Consider the following 17,425-nt stretch of genomic DNA (forward strand, 5'->3'; position numbering starts at 1 on the left):
TCCCCCATGATCAATAGTCCTTGTCCAGTCTTATCCGGCCGAGCCAAAGAACGAGCATGGTCAGCAGAGCGAGGATAAGGAAGAGAAGCGTCGAGGCGGCGGAACCGGAAGCGAACTTGTCGAACTCAAACAGGCTCTCGCGGGCAAACACCGACATCGACTTGGTGTGTATGTTGTTTGGCGTAAGCACGTAGATCAGATCGAAGATGCGCAGGGCATCGAGACCGCGAAAGATCATGGCCACCATCAACGCCGGTCGGATGAGCGGCAAGGTGATCTTCCAGAAAATTCTCCACGCGCCGACGCCGTCGAGCTTGGCGACCTCGTAGATTTCTTGCGGAAGCATCTGGAGGCCGGCGAGAATGAGAAGCGCCATGAAGGGGGTCGCCTTCCAGATGTCGACAACAAGGACGGCGACCATCGCCGTGTCGGCGCTGGCCGTCCAGGCGATCTTGGTGCTGATCAGGCCGAGCTTGAGCAGGACGTCGTTGATGATGCCGAACTGGTCGTTGAGCATCCACTGCCACATTTTAGCCGAGACGATCGTCGGGATGGCCCAAGGGATGAGAATCGCGGCGCGTACGATGCCGCGGCCGCGAAACTTGGCGTTGAGCACCAGCGCGACGATCATGCCGAGCATCGTCTCGCAGGTCACCGAAATCACCGCGAAGCGCACCGTGTTCCAGACGGCGCGCCACCAGACCGGATCGGCGAGCAGCCCGTCATAAATGACGCGGCCGCTCGGCATTTGCAGGACGGAGAAATAGTTGGCGAAGCCAACCCAGCGGCGGGCTTCGAGGTCGGCGAGCGAGGCATCGGTGAAGCCGAAATAGATCGTGCGCATCAACGGCCAGCCGGCGACGGCGACGAGCACGATGAGCATCGGGGCAAGCAGCAGCCATGCCGAGCGCACACGCTGACGCGCCAGCAGCGAGCCTGAGCGCGGCGAGGTCACCAGGCGGTGCCCTTGAGCCTGGTCAAGGAGAACTCCAGATCGGCAAGGTTGTCGGCGGCCGTGCCCTCGCCGGACATGGTGTTGTGGACGGCGGTCCAGAACTCGCTCGATGCCTCATTGTACCTGGTCTTGGCCTGGGCCGAGGGACGCGGCACCGCGTTGAGGACGACTTCCTTCCAGCGCGGAATCACCGGCTGGGCGCTGGCGATGTCGGCATCGTCATAGAGTGCCTGGATGGTCGGCAGATATGCCCCCTTCAAGGCGCGGTACTTCTGCATCTGAGGCGAGGCGATCCATTTGACCAGCTCGATCGCTGCATCCGGGTTCTTCGAATATTTGGAAACCGCGAGATTCCAGCCGCCAAGCGTTGCTGCCGGGCGCGCGCCCTCACCCGACCCCGGCGGCAGCGTGGTCACCTTGAACTTGCCTTTGATGGGGGAGCTTTCGCTGTTGCCAAGCGCGTAGGCGTAGGGCCAGTTGCGCATGAAGACGGCGTTGCCGGTCTGCCAGACTCCGCGCGACTCTTCTTCCTGGTAGGCCAGAACGCCGGGCGGCGAGATGGTTCCCACCCAGCTCCTCGCCATTTCCAGCGCCGCAGCTGCTTGCGGATTGTTGATGGAGATCGTGCCGTCCGGCTCGATGATCTGGCCGCCGCCGTTCGACTTCACCCATTCGAGTGCATCGCAGGTCAGCCCCTCATAGGCGTTGCCCTGGAAAACGAAACCCCACATGTCCTTGTTGCCGGCCGCGCGCTCCTTGTCCATGACAAGCTTGGCGGTATCGGCAAGTTCAGCCCAGCTGGCCGGGACCCTGGCGCCGTATTTGTCGAGGAGATCCTTGCGGTAGTAGAGCGCCGGAGCGTCGGTGAATATCGGCAAGGCGACGAGCTTGCCGTCCACGGTCTGCGATTTGATGATCGATGGGAAATGGGCGCCAACGACATCCTTGGTCGCTTCGGTCAGGTCGATGAACTGCCTTGCAAGCTGGGGGGCCCAGATGATGTCCGTTTGATAGACGTCGACGTCGCTGCTTCCGGCGGCAAGCCAGAGCCGGTATTGGCCAAACTGGTCCGTCGCCGAGGGAGGCAGCGGAACGACGCTAACCTTGTTGCCGGTCTTCTTCTCGTATTGATCGAGGATCTCGCGAAGGATTCTCTGGCCGTTGCCGGTATCTCCGGACACCACGGCGAGGTCGACAGCCCGCGCCGGCCCGGCCGCCAGAACTGCGGCCACGGCAAATGCCGCAAATGCGGAATGAAATTTCATGATGGCGGACCTCCCTTTGGAGCTTCAGGCCGGGCAGCAGAAACGACCTCGATGCCTGACACCGTCTCCGCACACCGGCAGCTCACAAGACGCGTATTCGCCCACCAGCACTGAACTACAAAGATACGCCTTGGTTCCCAACACGGAGGGTCCGGCGCCACGCGGTAGCCCCCGGCTGGCCTCAACGCCGCCGGGAATTGCCGCTGGCATTGGCGAAGGTGATGGTTCAAGAAGGATCAACGACAGGCTTTCCTTCATGTCCTCCATCCGCCCGCTGATCCCCCTCCTGATCGCCGCCGGCATCCTGCTCGGCGGCAACGGCCTGCAGAGCACGTTGATTGCGCTGCGTGGTGCGCAGGAAGGTTTTCCCGCTTCCTCGATCGGCCTGATGGGCACGTTCTATTTCGCCGGCTTCCTGCTCGGCTGCCTTGCCGTGACCCGCATCATGAAGTCCGTCGGCCATGTGCGCGCCTTTTCGGCACTCGCGGCGATCGCCTCGGCGGGAACGCTGCTTCTGGTGCTGGTCATCGATCCGGTGATGTGGTGCGCCGTGCGCTTTGCCGGCGGGTTCCGCTTTGCCGGCCTGTTCACCATCATGGAAGCCTGGCTGAATTCCGGCGTCACCAACACCGACCGGGCGCGGGTGCTTGCCATCTACCGGATGGTCGACATCGGCTCGGTGACGGGCGCCCAGTTCCTGATCCCGATCTTTGGCGCCGGCGGCTTTGCCATCTTCGCCATCATGTCGATGATGATCACCGTTTCGCTGGTGCCGGTTTCGCTCGGCGACCGCTCCAATCCGACGCCGCCGGAAGACGTCAAGCTCGATTTGGCGCGCGTCTGGCGGATCTCGCCGCTCGGCTGCTTCGGCTGTATCGCCGTCGGCGTCACAAACAGCGCCTTCCGCACCCTGTCGCCGGTCTATGCCGAGCAGATCGGCATGTCGGTCGCCGACGTCGTCACCTTCGTCAGCGTCGGCATTTTCGGCGGCGCCATCATCCAATACCCGCTTGGCTATCTCTCCGACCGCTGGGACCGGCGCTCGGTGCTGCTGATGACGACGTGCTGTGCGATGGTGGCGGCACTGGCGCTGGCATTCGTGGCAGGCGGCAGCCCGTTTCTCAACTTCCTGCTCGTCTTCATCTTCGGCTGCTTCGCCATGCCGCTCTATTCGTTGTCAGCGGCGCATTCCAACGACCGCGCCGACAAGGGCGAGTTCGTGCTGATCAACGCTGCCTTGATGCTGTTTTATTCCTTCGGCGCCATCGGCGGGCCGTTCGCAGCCTCGACGGTGATGCAATTTTTCGGGCCGAGCGCGCTGTTCGTGTTCAGCGCCACCGTCTATGCGATCTTCGTGGCCGTCATCCTTTACCGGATGCGGGCGCGCTCCGCCGTGCCGGCCACCCATCGCAGCCGTTTTACGGCGCTGTTGCGCACTTCGACGGTTTTTGCCCGGTTGGCGAAGCGGAATGCCGATCCCGATGAACCCGCAAAGCCTGGATAGAGGTGCTTGCGCTTGACGAAAGCGCGCGCGGCTGAAATTGAAAGAGACCCTATCCCTTGCCAAAAGCGATTTGATGCACGTCATCACCACCCAGAAAGAACTCGAGACCGCTATTGCCGCTTTCGAAAAGGCGGAATTCGTCACCGTCGATACCGAATTCATTCGCGAAACGACCTTCTGGCCGATCCTGTGCCTGATCCAGATGGCAGCGCCCGGGGTGACCGCGCTGATCGATCCGCTGTCGCCCGACATCGACCTGAAACCGTTCTTCAGGCTGATGGCCAACGAGGCGATCGTCAAAGTCTTCCATGCGGCGCGCCAGGACATCGAAATCATCGTGCATCTCGGCGATCTGGTGCCGCATCCGGTGTTCGACACCCAGGTCGCGGCAATGGTCTGCGGCTTCGGCGACAGCGTCTCCTACGACCAGCTGGTGCAGCGCATCACCGGAGCGCGGCTCGACAAGTCCTCGCGCTTCACCGACTGGCGCCACCGTCCGCTGTCCGAAAAGCAGCTCGACTACGCGCTCGCCGACGTCACCCACCTGATCGAGGTGTACAAGCATCTCAGCGCCGAGTTGGTGCGGGAAAACCGCGCCCACTGGCTGAACGAGGAGATGGACGTGCTGACCTCGCGCGAGACCTACGATCCGCATCCCGAGGATGCCTGGAAGCGGCTCAAGATGCGGCTGCGCAAGCCGCAGGAACTGGCGATCGTGCAGGCCGTGGCCGCCTGGCGCGAACGCGAAGCGCGCGAGCGCGACGTGCCGCGCGGCCGGGTGCTCAAGGACGATGCGATCTACGAAGTGGCGCAGCAGGCGCCGCGCGACGCTGCGGCGCTGAGCAAGCTGCGTACCACGCCGAAGGGCTGGGAGCGCTCGTCGACGGCGACGGCACTGCTTGGCGCGGTAAACGCTGCCCTTGCCCTGCCCAGGGAAGAGATGCCGAAGCTGCCGAAGAGCTTCCAGCCGCCGGAGGGGTCAAGCGCCGCGGCGGAGTTGCTGAAGGTGCTGCTGCGGATCGTTGCCGAAAAGGAGGGCGTCGCATCCAAGGTACTCGCCTCCAGTGACGACATCGACCGCATCGCTGCCGAGGGCGAGGAAGCCGACGTGCCGGCATTGCAAGGCTGGCGGCGCGCCGTCTTCGGCGAGGCCGCGCTCAAGCTGGTGCGCGGCGAACTCGCCATCAGGTTCGACAAGCGCAAGATCGCTGTGTTCGATTTGTAGCCTTGAGCTTGCTCAGACCAAGCCGAGCAGATGCAGCGCTAGCCATATCCAGCCAAGTGCAAGAACTACCGCGCCCAGGTAGAATGCCCTGCTGCGCAGGATTAGCCGATTGCTGGTCAAGTGGACCGACGCGTGAAGATAGCGGGAGACGACAAAGATCCACATCAGAGCCAAGGTCAGATAATTGACGCCATTGGTCACGTGCAGCGTCAAGCATAAGACGTAGAAAAGCACCTGCAGTTCGAACTGGTTGCTCAGATTGTCGGCGACGGTGATACTGGACCCAGGCTCCGTCGAGCGCGTCTTGAACTGGCCGGTCTTGGCTTCGCCCGACCTGACCGCACCATAGCGGCGCCGGCCCATTACGATATAGATGATATAGACCAGCAGCACCTGCGCCAGCATCGGCCAGAAGATCGCGGTCTGGTTCAAGACGCCCCCTGTCGTTGTCACCCAGCCTTCAAGGCCGTTTCTGAGCCATCAAAGTGAAAGCCGCAATGACAGTCACTGGTATCGCCAGTAGGGCGAATTTGGTGACGATCAGCGCCGAGGCGAAGGATAGTGAATCCGGATTGGCCGACAGAAAATCGGACAAAAGACGAGCCACGGCGATATTCTGGGCATAGTCGGTAAGCAGATAGGGCAGCACCAGCACAACCGCGAATATCGACTGGGTTTGCGCAGGCAGTGCACGGAAATTCTTCAGCCGCCGGCCCGTGGCCAGGATCAGGCTGACCATCGTCAGCGATAGCAGCGCCGGAAAAAGCAGGTCGAAGGTCAAGTAATGCCAGACGAGAATAATTTCGCTGCCGCGCCGGCCGAGGGCTGTTAGCCAGGCCATGCCCTCATCCGGGGTGAAACCGGTATAGCGCATGTCGAGCGACGGCAGACCGCCGCTCAATCGGCGAAAATAGAGGAACTCCATCGCCGTCATGATGATGAAAACCGCCACGGTGGCGACACAGAGTGCGGCCGCGTGGCGCGACAGCCGCAGGATCATTGCCGCCAGATTGCGCCAAAGCGCATGGCGATCAGGCTCCGCCAGGATAATTCGGGCTTTCGCGGGTAATCGTGACGTCATGGGCGTGGCTTTCACGAAGTCCGGCATTGGATATCCGCACAAAAGTGGCGCGCTCGCGGAAATCGGCAAGGTCGCGGCCACCGACATAACCCATAGCGGCTTTCAGGCCGCCCGCAAGCTGGTGCAGCACGCCGGACACAGGTCCTTTGTACGGCACCTGCCCTTCAATGCCTTCCGGGACCAGTTTCAGCGTGTCGCGCACCTCGGCCTGGAAATAACGATCGGCGGAGCCGCGCGCCATCGCGCCGACTGAGCCCATGCCGCGATAGGCTTTGAAGGAGCGGCCCTGGTGCAGATAGACCTCGCCCGGGCTCTCGTCCGTGCCGGCCAGGAGCGAGCCGATCATCGCCGCGCTGGCGCCGGCGGCCAGTGCCTTGGCGAGATCGCCCGAATATTTGATGCCGCCATCGGCAATGACCGAAACGCCGGATTTCTGCGCCGTCTCGACCGCCGACATGATCGCCGAGAGCTGCGGCACGCCGACGCCGGCGACGATGCGGGTGGTGCAGATGGAGCCTGGTCCGATGCCGACCTTGACCGCGTCGGCGCCGGCATCGATCAGCGCCAAGGTGCCTTCCGCGGTGGCGACGTTGCCGGCCAGGATGCGAACCGAGTTGGACAGCTTCTTGGCCCGCGTCACCGCATCCAGAACGCGCTGCGAATGACCGTGCGCGGTGTCGATCACGAGAAGGTCGACGCCGGCGTCGATGAGGCGCTCGGCCCGTTCGAAACCGTCATCGCCGACGCTGGTGGCGGCGGCGGCGCGCAAGCGCCCCTGCGCATCCTTGGTGGCGTGCGGGTTGAGCTGCGACTTCTCGATGTCCTTGACCGTGATCAGCCCGACGCAATTGCCGTCCCGATCGACCACAACAAGCTTCTCGATGCGGTGCTGATGGAGCAGCCGCTTGGCCTCGTCCTGATCGACGTTCTCCTTGACCGTGATCAGGTTCTCGCGGGTCATCAGCTCATAGACCTTTTGCGCCGGATCGGACGCGAAGCGGACGTCGCGGTTGGTCAGGATGCCGACGAGCCGGCCGACCGTGTGGCCGCCGGTGCCGCCGTTCTCGACCACCGGAATGCCCGAAATGCTGTAGGTGCGCATCAGACCCAGCGCATCGGCAAGCGTCGCCTCGGGACCGATGGTGACCGGGTTGACCACCATGCCGGACTCGAACTTCTTCACCTGGCGCACCTGCTCGGCCTGTTCGGCCGGCGAGAAATTGCGGTGGATGACACCGATGCCGCCGGCCTGGGCCATGGCGATGGCGAGCCGCGCCTCGGTAACCGTGTCCATGGCGGCCGACAGGATCGGCACGTTGAGGTCGATGTCGCCGGCGATGCGGGTGCGGATGTCGGTCTCGCCGGGCATGACCTCGGAATGACCCGGCTGCAGCAGCACGTCGTCAAAGGTCAGCGCCAATGCGCCGGTGGACGTCTCGATGATTTTTGCCATGGCCAGCCCTCGGAATGCAGGAAAGGCGCTCGCCCTGGATGGACAGCGCCGACTCGTCTTCTTCCCTTTCAGGATTGGCGCTGGCTCGTAACACGTCCCGTGGCCGTTGAAAAGCCGATGGTTGTGTAGTGGCGAAGCTGCATTTTGCCCCAGGGGCTGTGGGACTTGCGGTCGCACAAACGTGACAGCAAATTAATGCGACATCCGGGCCAAGCCATGATAACCGCCCTACCTGTCGGTTTGGCCCCCAGGGCCGGCAAGCAATCGCGACGCACATTCAAGGCCGGATCCATCGTGAACCGCACCATTCCGCTTATCCTGGCGGTCGCTCTATTCATGGAAAACATGGATTCGACCGTCATTGCGACATCGTTGCCGGCGATCGCCATCGACATCCACACCAGCCCGATCGCGCTCAAGCTGGCGCTGACCGCCTATCTGGTATCGCTGGCGATTTTCATTCCGATCAGCGGCTGGATGGCCGACCGCTTCGGCGCCAAGAATGTCTTCCGTGCCGCGATCGCCGTGTTCATCGTCGGTTCGGTCGCGTGCGCCATTTCCAATTCGCTGCCGGCTTTCGTGGTGTCACGTTTCCTGCAAGGCATTGGCGGCGCCATGATGACGCCGGTCGGACGCCTGGTGCTGGTACGCGCGACGCCGAAAAGCGAGCTAGTCGCCGCCATGTCGTGGCTGACTGTCCCGGCTCTGGTCGGCCCCCTGGTCGGCCCGCCGGTCGGCGGCTTCATCACGACCTATTTCTCCTGGCACTGGATTTTTCTGATCAATGTGCCGATCGGGCTGATCGGCATCTGGCTGGCCACGCGTTTCCTGCCGAAGACCGACGCCGCGCAGACGCCGCCGCTCGATTTCATCGGTTTCGTGCTGAGCGGGCTGGCGGCATCGGGAATTGTGTTCGGCCTGTCGGTGGTCAGCCTGCCGGCTCTGCCGCCCGCTGACGGCTTTCTCACCGTAGCCGTCGGGCTGGCGTCGGCGGTGCTTTACCTGCTGCACGCGCGCCGCGCCAGGAATCCGCTGCTGGCGCTCGAGCTGTTTCGCAATCGGGTGTTCCGCTCGTCGGTGCTCGGCGGCGGACTGTTCCGCATCGGCATTGGTGCCGTACCTTTCCTGTTGCCGCTGATGTTCCAGATCGGTTTCGGGCTGACGCCGTTCCAGTCCGGCATGATCACCTTCGTCTCGGCGATCGGCGCCATAGGCATGAAATTCGTCACTGCCCTGATCTTTAGGGTCGCCGGCTTCCGCCGGGTGCTGATTTCAGGCTCGCTGATCGCTGCCGCGTCCATCGCCATCAACGGCCTGTTCACACCCGACACGCCCTATGGGCTGATCCTCGCCATGCTGCTCGCCGGGGGCTTCATCCGGTCGATGTTCTTCACCGGCATCAACGCGCTTGCCTACGCCGAGATTTCGGCCGCCGACACCAGCAAGGCCACGCCGATCACGGCGGTGTTCCAGCAGTTGGCGATCGCACTCGGCGTGGCGCTGGCCGGCGGCATCCTGGAAGTGTCGACCAATATCCATGGCGGCCCGCTGACGCTGAGCGACTTCCACACCGCCTTCTTCATCGTAGCGGCGGTGTCGGCGGCAGCCTCGCTGTCGTTCATGCGGCTGGCGCCGGACGCCGGCAATGCCGTGTCGGGACATGGCCGGTTGACGCCGCCGAAGACGCTGGAGCCGGTGAGCCCGCCGGGGAGTTGGGGACCCCTTCCCTTCTCCCCTTGTGGGAGAAGGTGGATCGGCGCGCAGCGCCGAGACGGTTGAGGGGTGTTGGAAGAAATGAGGCGATGATAACTGCAAGCGTGTTGCCAAGCTGGAACACCCCTCATCCGACCTCGCTTCGCGAGGCCACCTTCTCCCACAAGGGGAGAAGGAAAGGGCGCTACCCCTTAAAATCCTTCGCCAATAAATAAAGCTCCACCGACTCGTCGCGCGAGGCCGGCGGCTTGACGTGATGGACCGAGCGGAAATTCCGCTTCAGCCTGGCCAGCAATTCGTTTTCGGCGCCGCCCTGAAAGGTCTTGGCGAGGAAATGTCCGCCAGGCTTCAATACCGACAGCGCGAAATCGGCCGCCACCTCGCAAAGATGCATGGTGCGGATGTGGTCGGTCCGCTTGTGGCCGGTGGTGGGTGCGGCCATGTCGGAGAGCACGATGTCGGGCTGGCCGCCCAGCGTCTCGGCCAGCTTTTCGGGTGCCTGCGGATCGAGGAAATCCATCAGCAGCACCGGCGCGCCCGGCACGGCGTCCATCTCGAGATAGTCGATGCCGACGACGTAAGGGTGTTCCGCGGTCGACTTGGTACGCGCGGCGGCGACCTGGCACCAGCCGCCGGGTGCCGCACCAAGGTCTATCACCTTCATGCCAGGCTTGAGCAAATGGTGCTTGTCGTCGATCTCGATCAGCTTGTAGGCGGCGCGCGAGCGATAGCCGTCGGCCTTCGAGCGCTGGACATAGGGATCGTTGATGTGGCGCTGCAGCCAGCGGCGCGACGATTCCTTCAAGCCGCTTTTCTTCTTGATCTTCGTCTTCAGCACGCGAATGCCGGCGGAGCTCGGTCTTTCCGGTTTCTTGGTCATTGCTTGATTGCTTGTTTGAGCATGATCTTGTCCGAAAACCGGCAGCCACTTTTCGGGATCATGCTCTGCCTCGCCCATTATTGCGCCAGACGCCGTCATCGGCCATCAATTCGCTCAATATGCCCTCGCGCAGGCCGCGGTCGGCGACACGCAGCCGCTCCGACGGCCAGACGGCACGGATCGCCTCCAGTATGGCGCAGCCGGCCAGAACCAGGTCGGCGCGGTCGGCGCCGATGCAAGGGTTGGCGACGCGCTGCTGGAAATCCCAGCCGACCAGTTTTTCGACCATGCGGTCGACGCTGTCGCGATCCATCCACAGCCCGTCGACGCGGCGGCGGTCATAGCGTTCGAGGTCGAGATGAACGCCGGCCAGCGTCGTCACAGTGCCCGATGTGCCGAGCAAATGGAATTTCGGGCTGGACAGGAGGTGGCTCAGCCGATCGCGCCCGTCGAAGGCGCGCAGCCGCATTGCGACATCCTCGACCATGGCGCCAAAGATCGCGCGCGTCACCGTGCGGCCGCCAAAACGCTCGGCCAGCGAGACGACGCCGACCGGCAGCGACGTCCACGAGACGATGTGGTTGGCAAGCCTTGGCGAGCGCTGACCGGTGAGGTCGATCAGCGCAATTTCGGACGAGCCGCCGCCGATGTCGAACAGCACGACGCCTTGCGTGTCGCGCTCGACCAGCGAGCCGCAGCCCGACACCGCCAGCCGCGCCTCGGTCTGGCGGTCGATGATCTCGAGCTTCAGGCCGGCCTCGCGCTCGACGCGCTCGAGGAACTCGACGCCGTTGGCGGCGGTGCGGCAGGCCTCGGTGGCGATCAGCCTGGCCTTCCTGACCTTGCGGTTGCGCAATTTGTCACCGCAGATCTTCAGCGCCTCGACCGCGCGGTCCATTGCGGCGTCGCCAAGCCGACCATTGGCGGTAAGGCCCTCGCCCAGCCTGACGATGCGCGAGAACGCATCGATGACGCGGAACTGGCCATGGCGCGTCGGCACCGCGACCAGCAGCCGGCAATTGTTGGTGCCGAGATCGAGCGCGGCAAACACCGGCAATTCCTGCAGCGGCGGCGGTGTGCGGGCACCTTGCCCCGGCCTTGGCGGAGCTGAGGGCGGAGGCGCGTAAGCCGCTGGCTGGGGCGGGCGCGCGGCCGGGGCCTCGTTGGCGGCGGGCACCGAAGCGCCGGCCGCCAGCGGACGAGTCTCGTCGCGTGCGAAAACCTTGCGCCCGCGCCGGCGCTTGCGCCGTTTCTTGGGTTTGCCGTTCTGATGCGAGCCGTTCTGGCCCTTGTGGTCGTGGGACGTGTCGCCAGCCTGTCCATTGCCGGACCGGGGCTGCACTTGACGGCCGTAGCGTCCGGTGGATGGGCTTGCCTGGCCGGACGGCGTCGGCGAACCCCTGGACACGCCCACTTCCGGCGCGCCAGCGCCGGCGTCGTGGTCTTCCACTGTCGTTCCTTCCGGCGCCGCGCGAACCGAGATCGGACGCAGCAGGCGCTTTTACATGTTCAAGTTGCCGCCAGACTATCAGCGCCGGGCCGGATCACCAAGAGTGCCCGCAGCGAATTTTGCCGGCGGCGTGAAGGCGGCGACGTCGGTGACCCCTTCTCCCCTTGTGGGAGAAGGTGGCCGAGCGAAGCTCGGTCGGATGAGGGGTGCTGGACGGATCGCGGCATTGAAGATGTAACCCCTTCAAATCATTTTATTTTTTCGAGCTGAGTTCCTTCCGGCACCCCTCATCCGGCTCGGCGCTGCGCGCCGATCCACCTTCTCCCACAAGGGGAGAAGGGAAGGCGCGAGCGCCACAACGCGCCTTCCCGGTTGAATAGCCGGCTTCAATGAGGCATTTCTGAAATGGAGGGGTAAACCATTCGGGAGCGCGGGCGGTTTTCCTGCTGCGAACCGGAAATCGGGTACGGGCTGCAACGCATGATCGTCAGGCCATGAACTGGAGGCGTTATTTCTGGCCCGTGATCGGCATCGCCGCTGTGGTGTTCTCGCTGTGGCTGCTGCTGCACGAATTGCGCGGCATCTCGCTCGACGATGTCTGGGCCGGCATAATCGCCATCCCGGCGCGCGGCTGGGTGCTGGCGGCGCTGAGTTCGGTCATCGCCTATGCCTCGCTCGCCGGTTACGACCACATCGCGCTGCTGCACATCGGCAAGAAAGTCTCGTGGCTGTTCGTCACCTTCTGCTCGTTCACCACCTACGCGCTGTCGCACAATATCGGCGGCTCGGTGTTTTCCGGTGCGGTGATCCGCTACCGCGCCTACGGCACCAAGGGCCTGACCGGGCAGGACGTCGGCATTCTGGTGGCGATCTGCTGGATCACCTTCGTGCTGTCGACGCTGTTCGTCTCAAGCATCGTCCTGCTGCTCGAGCCCGAGGTGATCGACCGGTTTTCCGGCACGCCGCATCACCGGCTGGCGCAGGCGGGAGGGCTCGCCATGCTGCTCGTGGTGGCGGCCTATGTCTTCGGCAGCTGGCTGCATCTCAGGCCGCTGAGGATCGGCAGCTTTCAGCTGCACTACCCGGCGCTGCCGATCGTGGCGCGGCAATTGCTGGTCGGCCCGATCGAGCTCCTGGCGGCAGCGGCGATCATCTTCTTTGCCCTGCCCGCCGCCGGCAATCCCGGCTATTTCGTCGTGCTCGGCGTCTTCCTGGTGTCGTTCTCGATCGCGCAGATTTCACATGCGCCGGGCGGGCTGGGCGTCTTCGAGGTGGTGTTCCTCGCGGGCTTGTCACATATGGACCAGGTCGGCGTGCTGGCGGCGCTGCTGGTGTTCCGGCTGTTCTACCTGATCATCCCGCTGCTGATCGCACTCGGCGTGGTGCTGTTCTTCGAGCACTCGCAATACAGCCGCAGCGAGAGTTGAAGCGCGGGAAGCCGACGATTGAACCCAGACACAGGGTTGACTATTTTCCGGCGGCGGCTACAAGGCACGCGCGGCGACGTCGCCGCCCTGCCCGTGTGGTTTTCAACAGCCGCGCCTGCTGGGGAATAGGTTAACGGTAGACCCACGGACTCTGACTCCGTTAGTCCTGGTTCGAATCCAGGTTCCCCAGCCAGCTTCTTTTTTTCAATAGAAACAATTACTTAGATCATTCCCGAAAATGGCATGTGTTACAACCATGCGGATGATCCGCATGGTATTCTATCCGCATCATTCGGACCGGGAGGTGGCATGAATCTTCGATGGTCAATAAACCTGCTTGAGGACGGCGCTGTCGTCACTCAGGAAGGCGAATATCTCGGAACTTGGGGAATCGATGAGTCGGACGCGATATATGAATTCACGCCAGACGGTGCAGCTGAGCCGTTGCTGTGCAGTGGATTTGTGAAGTTCCTATGCGATAGCATTGAACAATGGCACAGCCTGCAACAGAGCGGCGGCGCGTGAGCCACTCGCGATCGAAGCTGTCAAGTGCCTGCGTCCGCGCACGACGTTGATCCTTATACTTGCTGGACGGCTGAGCACACTACATCTAGGAATTACGGTGACAGTGCACTTTTTACCATGTCGCCCCGTGTCTAGATTGACCGCATGGTGCACCTTGCCCGCGTTCCCGCCCTGCCGCATCCCCGGACCGTACGGGCGAGCCAAAGTGTTTTCACGTCCGAAGACTATGTGTTCCGCAAGAACTGCTCATCGAGTATTGCCGCGTCGCCGATGTCGCGGTTTTTCGATGCACCCGGGGGCCGAGAGTATCGCCGGGCAAATCGGCAAAGCCGAGAAACCCGGAAACGAGCCAGGCGGCGAAAAGAAAATAGTGCACCGGAATTACGGTGACGGTGCACTTTTTACCATGTTCGCCCCGCCGCATCGTGTAACCTTGCCCGCGTTCCCGGTCTGCCGCAGCACCGTACAGGCGAGCCAAAGTGTTTTCACGTCCGAAGACTATGCGTTCCACAAGGACCGCTCATCGAATATTGCCGCGTCGCCGATGTTGCGGTTATCGATGCTGGGGGATGCGGCAGACCGGGAACGCGGGCAAGGTGCACCATGCGGCGGGAGCGACATGGTAAAAAGTGCACTGTCACCGTAATTCCGCATGACAACCACCGCAAAATGCGGGTCTGGATGATGACCTCTGGCAGCCAAACCCCGTCCGCGTTAGAATGGGACAGGGGGACATTCACCAACCCAGCAAGGGAGGTCCGCCATGAAGGTCAAAGACGCAATGCATAAGGGTGTCGACTGGGTCAGCCCCGAAACCGCTGTCACCGAACTGGCGAAAATGATGCGAGCCCAGGATATCGGGTCGATTCCCATTGGAGAGAACGACCGACTGATCGGAATGGTGACCGACCGCGATATTGTCTGCAACGGACTGGCAGAAGATGGTTTCGACGGCCGCATCGCAACGGCGCGCGATGTTATGACGGCCGGCATTCACTGCTGCCGCGAAGACGACGATCTGGCCAAGGCCGTACGGCACATGGAAGAACTGAAAATCCGCAGGTTGCCGGTGATCAACAAGAATATGCGGATGGTCGGCATCCTTAGTGTCGGCGACGTCAGTCAGTCGGCACCGAGGGAACTGGTGTCCGAATACGTCAAGAGCGTTTCCGCCCACCACCACTGAAGGGCGGCTCGCCCGTGCGCTAAGGCCTCAGTCTGCCGCCGCGCTGGCCACAGCGCGCCGGCAGAAATGTCCGGTCATCGAGGCCGTGGCGCACCGGAAAAGCCCGCCGGCCGAAGCCGGCTGGAGCGTCTGCAGTCGCCAGAGTGTGGGTAACTTTATGCAGCCTTCAGGTTAATCACCCGCATCACTGCGACCGCTGTTCCGTTGTTCGTAGCAGCCTCCTTCGTGCTACCCTTGCCGCAGCTCCATACGTCACCCTCCTTGGCCGTGAACTGCATGTCTCCGGCCGTGACCTGCAGCTCGCCTTCAGTGACCGTGCAGACCATATCGTCGGCCATGACATCCCCGAGCGGGCTAGTTGCCTTTGGCTGGTAGACGACGTCTTCCATGGCAATTTTCTTGTACCCCTTGATATGGGAGTCTCGTGTTCCCAGTTCGACGAGCCGAACGCCGGGAAAAATCTCTTTGCCATCAGTCGGACCGTAGGTCTTGGCCGCTACCGGAATGGGCTTTGCGACCAATAGCGGGGCCGCCAACGAGGTGGCACCAAGGGCGAGAGCATTACGTCGATTCATCTTCATAACATCCTCCCTGAGTTAGTTCGCCCGACCGGGCGAACCTGATATTTTACGCTCCCGTTCAGCCAAATAGTCAAAACACAATTGGGCAAGCCAACGCCTGGCCTGCGCGCGTTCTGGCGTGCCGCTGTCCTACACCGCCGAAGGTGCTTCGCGCGTCTTGGCGGCTCGCTGCGGCTGGCTGCGCATGGCCTGCCTGCCACACCTCTTGACTGTCCGAGCGGGTTAGATACTTTTTGCTGCGTGCCTTGAGAAAAGCGGTGCCGGGCACCTTGGCCAGCCGCGTGATAACCGACGAATGGGTGAGCCCTCACGTCGAAGAGAAAGAAGAAACAGCACCAGCTCTTGCTGGCCGCGCTGCCTAAAGCGAAACCGAAAATGACCTAGATTGTTGATGCGACGCCGGAAATTGGCCGCTAAGGATGAATTACGGTGACAGTGCACTTTTACCATGTCGCCTCCGCCGCATTGTGCACCTTGCCCGCGTTCCCGGTCTGCCGCGTCTCCCCGGCACCGTACCGGCGAGCCAAAGTGTTTTCACGTCCGAAGACTATGTGTTCCATAAGAACTGCTGATCGAGCATTACCGCGTCGCCGATGTCGCGGGTTTCGATGCAGCTGTGGGCCGAGAGCATCGCCGGGCAAATCGGCAAAACCGAGAAACGCGGAAAACGAGACAGGCGAAAGGAAATTAGTGCACTGTCACCGTAATTCCTAAAACCTCTCCGGCAACCCTTCTACTCCCCGACAATGGACGTCGACGGGCGTGCCGAGGTTATCGGATCGGCATGACGAAGGACGATCCTCCACGCGCCTTCCTCGCGCCGGAATATGGTGGTGACTCGAAGCGCAATCGGCACCAGTTTGTTGCCACCACCGACCTTGGATTGGAACCGCTCGACCTCGACGATGTATCCCAAATCGGCTGTCGCATACTCCGATATGCGCTCAAAGCCGATGGCCTTGCCGTGCCGGTAATTGGTGGCGGCCCGTTCCATGGTCTCAGCGGCCTTTCTCCATCCCTTCGCCGGCGGGCCAAAGGGATTGGCAATAATGACGTCGTCCTGTCGCGAGTAGAGGTTTTTCAAGGGCTCAGGATCGCCCTTTACGAAGGCATCCAGAGCCAGATGATCCTGCTCGATAAATTTCGTCAGGTCGGAGGCCAACATCTTAACATCGCCACATGACTAAAAAGAGAACTCTATCAAACACTTCATCCGCCCTTCGCCTAGGCGTTCGGGCTGGTGTCCGGAGTATAGATCAGAATTACGGTGAGTGCACTTTTTACCATGTCCCCCCGTCGCATGATGCACCTTGCCGGCGTTCCCGGTCTGCCGCATCGCGGGGCAAATCGGCAAAGCCGTGAAACCCGGAAAACGAGGGCAGGCGGCGAAAAGAAAATAGTGCACTGTCACCGTAATCGCGCCTGCTAGGGAATGGGTTAACGGTAGACCCACGGACTCTGACTCCGTTAGTCCTGGTTCGAATCCAGGTTCCCCAGCCAATTGATTGGTCTATTTTGGACCTCAACACAAAATCCGAAATCGAGCGAAGTCCGTAGCAAGAGCGACGCCAAAATGTCGCGTCTTGGGTGCAAAGCGTCAGCGCTGGTCTTGGCGTAGGGAAGCTTCTTTCGGAACGACCCTGCTTAGCGCCATGACATCCTCTGTTAGCGAAAATTAGGAATATTGTTCCTTCCGCTAATCCTTTAATAGACTGAGGAGAGCGATGGTCGCAGCAACGATTCCAACAACGAGGTTGATGGTCTCTTGGCCAACAGTTAGGTCCCGCCTGCCACCCCACATACGATTAGTGCCCCACCAGACGAGGACTGCCGCGACAAAAAGAAACCATGCCCTAATTAGGCGATCCGGAGTTAGCTGCTCGACATTGACCCAAAACGAGCCAACAAACGCAAGGAAGAACAGTATTCCGCACACAGCAGCAAAGACTCCAGACCCGATCGGCTTGGGTTCACTCATGCTTTGATCCTCCCCTTTTTTGGTGGATTCGTCGGCTGTTTCCAAAAGGCACCTCTACGCCCTCCCTTTAGCCGGTTCCTGTGTTTCTCGCATGGTTCCACCTGAGGCCAGATAAAGATGTCGGTGTTAGAGAATAAAGTGTGCATCACCCCACATTTCGTTTCATTGCTCGCGCTTTCCGCTCAAAGCAAAAACACGAGTG

The 17,425-nt window shown here is 61.9% G+C and carries 17 protein-coding genes and 2 tRNA genes; 8 read left to right on the forward strand and 11 right to left on the reverse strand.

What is annotated here, in order from left to right:
• Positions 1-10 precede the first annotated feature (10 nt).
• A complete protein-coding gene (locus NKI52_RS26575) occupies positions 11-883 on the reverse strand; it encodes a carbohydrate ABC transporter permease (RefSeq protein WP_352622841.1) in 873 nt (290 codons plus the stop codon).
• A gap of 68 nt (positions 884-951) precedes the next feature.
• On the reverse strand, positions 952-2,220 hold the full coding sequence (locus tag NKI52_RS26580) for an ABC transporter substrate-binding protein (protein WP_352700279.1): 1,269 nt from the start codon (positions 2,218-2,220) through the stop codon (positions 952-954).
• Between the two features lie 256 nt (positions 2,221-2,476).
• Here NKI52_RS26580 and NKI52_RS26585 point away from each other — a divergent pair, with 256 nt between their 5' ends.
• Together NKI52_RS26585 and rnd are read left to right on the forward strand one after the other, a co-directional pair.
• Positions 2,477-3,724 carry an MFS transporter gene (locus NKI52_RS26585; RefSeq protein ID WP_352700280.1) on the forward strand — a complete coding sequence of 416 codons (1,248 nt, stop codon included), beginning with the start codon at positions 2,477-2,479 and terminating at the stop codon, positions 3,722-3,724.
• 73 nt (positions 3,725-3,797) lie between these two features.
• Complete coding sequence (gene rnd / locus NKI52_RS26590) at positions 3,798-4,949, forward strand: ribonuclease D (protein ID WP_023674454.1); 1,152 nt, start codon at positions 3,798-3,800, stop codon at positions 4,947-4,949.
• Between the two features lie 12 nt (positions 4,950-4,961).
• Here rnd and NKI52_RS26595 read toward each other — a convergent pair whose 3' ends face one another.
• The 3 genes from NKI52_RS26595 to guaB are packed head-to-tail and all read right to left on the reverse strand — an operon-like array spanning position 4,962 to position 7,483.
• Positions 4,962-5,381 (reverse strand): MAPEG family protein, encoded by a 420-nt coding sequence (locus NKI52_RS26595; RefSeq protein ID WP_352700281.1) that lies wholly within the window; start codon positions 5,379-5,381, stop codon positions 4,962-4,964.
• Between the two features lie 28 nt (positions 5,382-5,409).
• Positions 5,410-5,949, reverse strand: a complete 540-nt coding sequence (locus tag NKI52_RS26600) for a hypothetical protein (RefSeq protein ID WP_352700293.1) — start codon at positions 5,947-5,949, stop codon at positions 5,410-5,412.
• Between the two features lie 31 nt (positions 5,950-5,980).
• The gene (guaB, locus tag NKI52_RS26605) at positions 5,981-7,483 is read right to left on the reverse strand and encodes an IMP dehydrogenase (protein ID WP_352458563.1); all 1,503 of its coding nucleotides are present in this window, start codon (positions 7,481-7,483) and stop codon (positions 5,981-5,983) included.
• Positions 7,484-7,777: 294 nt separating this feature from the next.
• Between guaB and NKI52_RS26610 the strand changes: the two genes are divergently transcribed.
• A complete protein-coding gene (locus NKI52_RS26610) occupies positions 7,778-9,262 on the forward strand; it encodes an MFS transporter (RefSeq protein WP_352700282.1) in 1,485 nt (494 codons plus the stop codon).
• Positions 9,263-9,380: 118 nt separating this feature from the next.
• Here the strand turns inward: NKI52_RS26610 and NKI52_RS26615 are convergent, their stop codons facing one another.
• Both NKI52_RS26615 and NKI52_RS26620 read right to left on the reverse strand, forming a co-directional pair.
• Positions 9,381-10,076, reverse strand: a complete 696-nt coding sequence (locus NKI52_RS26615; RefSeq protein WP_352700283.1) for an RlmE family RNA methyltransferase — start codon at positions 10,074-10,076, stop codon at positions 9,381-9,383.
• Between the two features lie 58 nt (positions 10,077-10,134).
• On the reverse strand, positions 10,135-11,526 hold the full coding sequence (locus NKI52_RS26620; protein WP_352700284.1) for a Ppx/GppA phosphatase family protein: 1,392 nt from the start codon (positions 11,524-11,526) through the stop codon (positions 10,135-10,137).
• A gap of 494 nt (positions 11,527-12,020) precedes the next feature.
• On the opposite strand from NKI52_RS26620, the gene NKI52_RS26625 reads away from it, so the two are divergent.
• The 3 genes from NKI52_RS26625 to NKI52_RS26635 all read left to right on the forward strand — a co-directional run bounded on the left by NKI52_RS26625 (position 12,021) and on the right by NKI52_RS26635 (position 13,478).
• Positions 12,021-12,953, forward strand: coding sequence for a lysylphosphatidylglycerol synthase domain-containing protein (locus tag NKI52_RS26625; RefSeq protein ID WP_352590477.1), 933 nt, complete (start codon positions 12,021-12,023; stop codon positions 12,951-12,953).
• Positions 12,954-13,072: 119 nt separating this feature from the next.
• A tRNA-Gln gene (locus NKI52_RS26630) sits at positions 13,073-13,146 on the forward strand.
• Between the two features lie 116 nt (positions 13,147-13,262).
• Complete coding sequence (locus NKI52_RS26635) at positions 13,263-13,478, forward strand: hypothetical protein (RefSeq protein WP_352571489.1); 216 nt, start codon at positions 13,263-13,265, stop codon at positions 13,476-13,478.
• Positions 13,479-13,689: 211 nt separating this feature from the next.
• Here the strand turns inward: NKI52_RS26635 and NKI52_RS26640 are convergent, their stop codons facing one another.
• Positions 13,690-13,989: a hypothetical protein gene (locus NKI52_RS26640; RefSeq protein ID WP_352571491.1), complete on the reverse strand. Its 300-nt coding sequence runs from the start codon at positions 13,987-13,989 to the stop codon at positions 13,690-13,692.
• A gap of 252 nt (positions 13,990-14,241) precedes the next feature.
• Here NKI52_RS26640 and NKI52_RS26645 point away from each other — a divergent pair, with 252 nt between their 5' ends.
• Entirely contained in the window at positions 14,242-14,664 is a 423-nt protein-coding gene (locus NKI52_RS26645; protein WP_023674444.1) for a CBS domain-containing protein, read from the forward strand.
• A 155-nt stretch (positions 14,665-14,819) separates the two neighbouring features.
• Here the strand turns inward: NKI52_RS26645 and NKI52_RS26650 are convergent, their stop codons facing one another.
• Together NKI52_RS26650 and NKI52_RS26655 are read right to left on the reverse strand one after the other, a co-directional pair.
• On the reverse strand, positions 14,820-15,245 hold the full coding sequence (locus NKI52_RS26650) for a hypothetical protein (protein WP_023674443.1): 426 nt from the start codon (positions 15,243-15,245) through the stop codon (positions 14,820-14,822).
• 733 nt (positions 15,246-15,978) lie between these two features.
• On the reverse strand, positions 15,979-16,410 hold the full coding sequence (locus tag NKI52_RS26655) for a YybH family protein (protein ID WP_352590473.1): 432 nt from the start codon (positions 16,408-16,410) through the stop codon (positions 15,979-15,981).
• A gap of 261 nt (positions 16,411-16,671) precedes the next feature.
• Here NKI52_RS26655 and NKI52_RS26660 point away from each other — a divergent pair.
• Positions 16,672-16,745, forward strand: a tRNA-Gln gene (locus NKI52_RS26660).
• A gap of 196 nt (positions 16,746-16,941) precedes the next feature.
• Here NKI52_RS26660 and NKI52_RS26665 read toward each other — a convergent pair.
• Positions 16,942-17,223: a hypothetical protein gene (locus tag NKI52_RS26665; protein WP_352474977.1), complete on the reverse strand. Its 282-nt coding sequence runs from the start codon at positions 17,221-17,223 to the stop codon at positions 16,942-16,944.
• Positions 17,224-17,425 lie beyond the last annotated feature (202 nt).

This window comes from Mesorhizobium sp. M0590 (genome assembly GCF_040320905.1).
Taxonomy (GTDB): domain Bacteria; phylum Pseudomonadota; class Alphaproteobacteria; order Rhizobiales; family Rhizobiaceae; genus Mesorhizobium.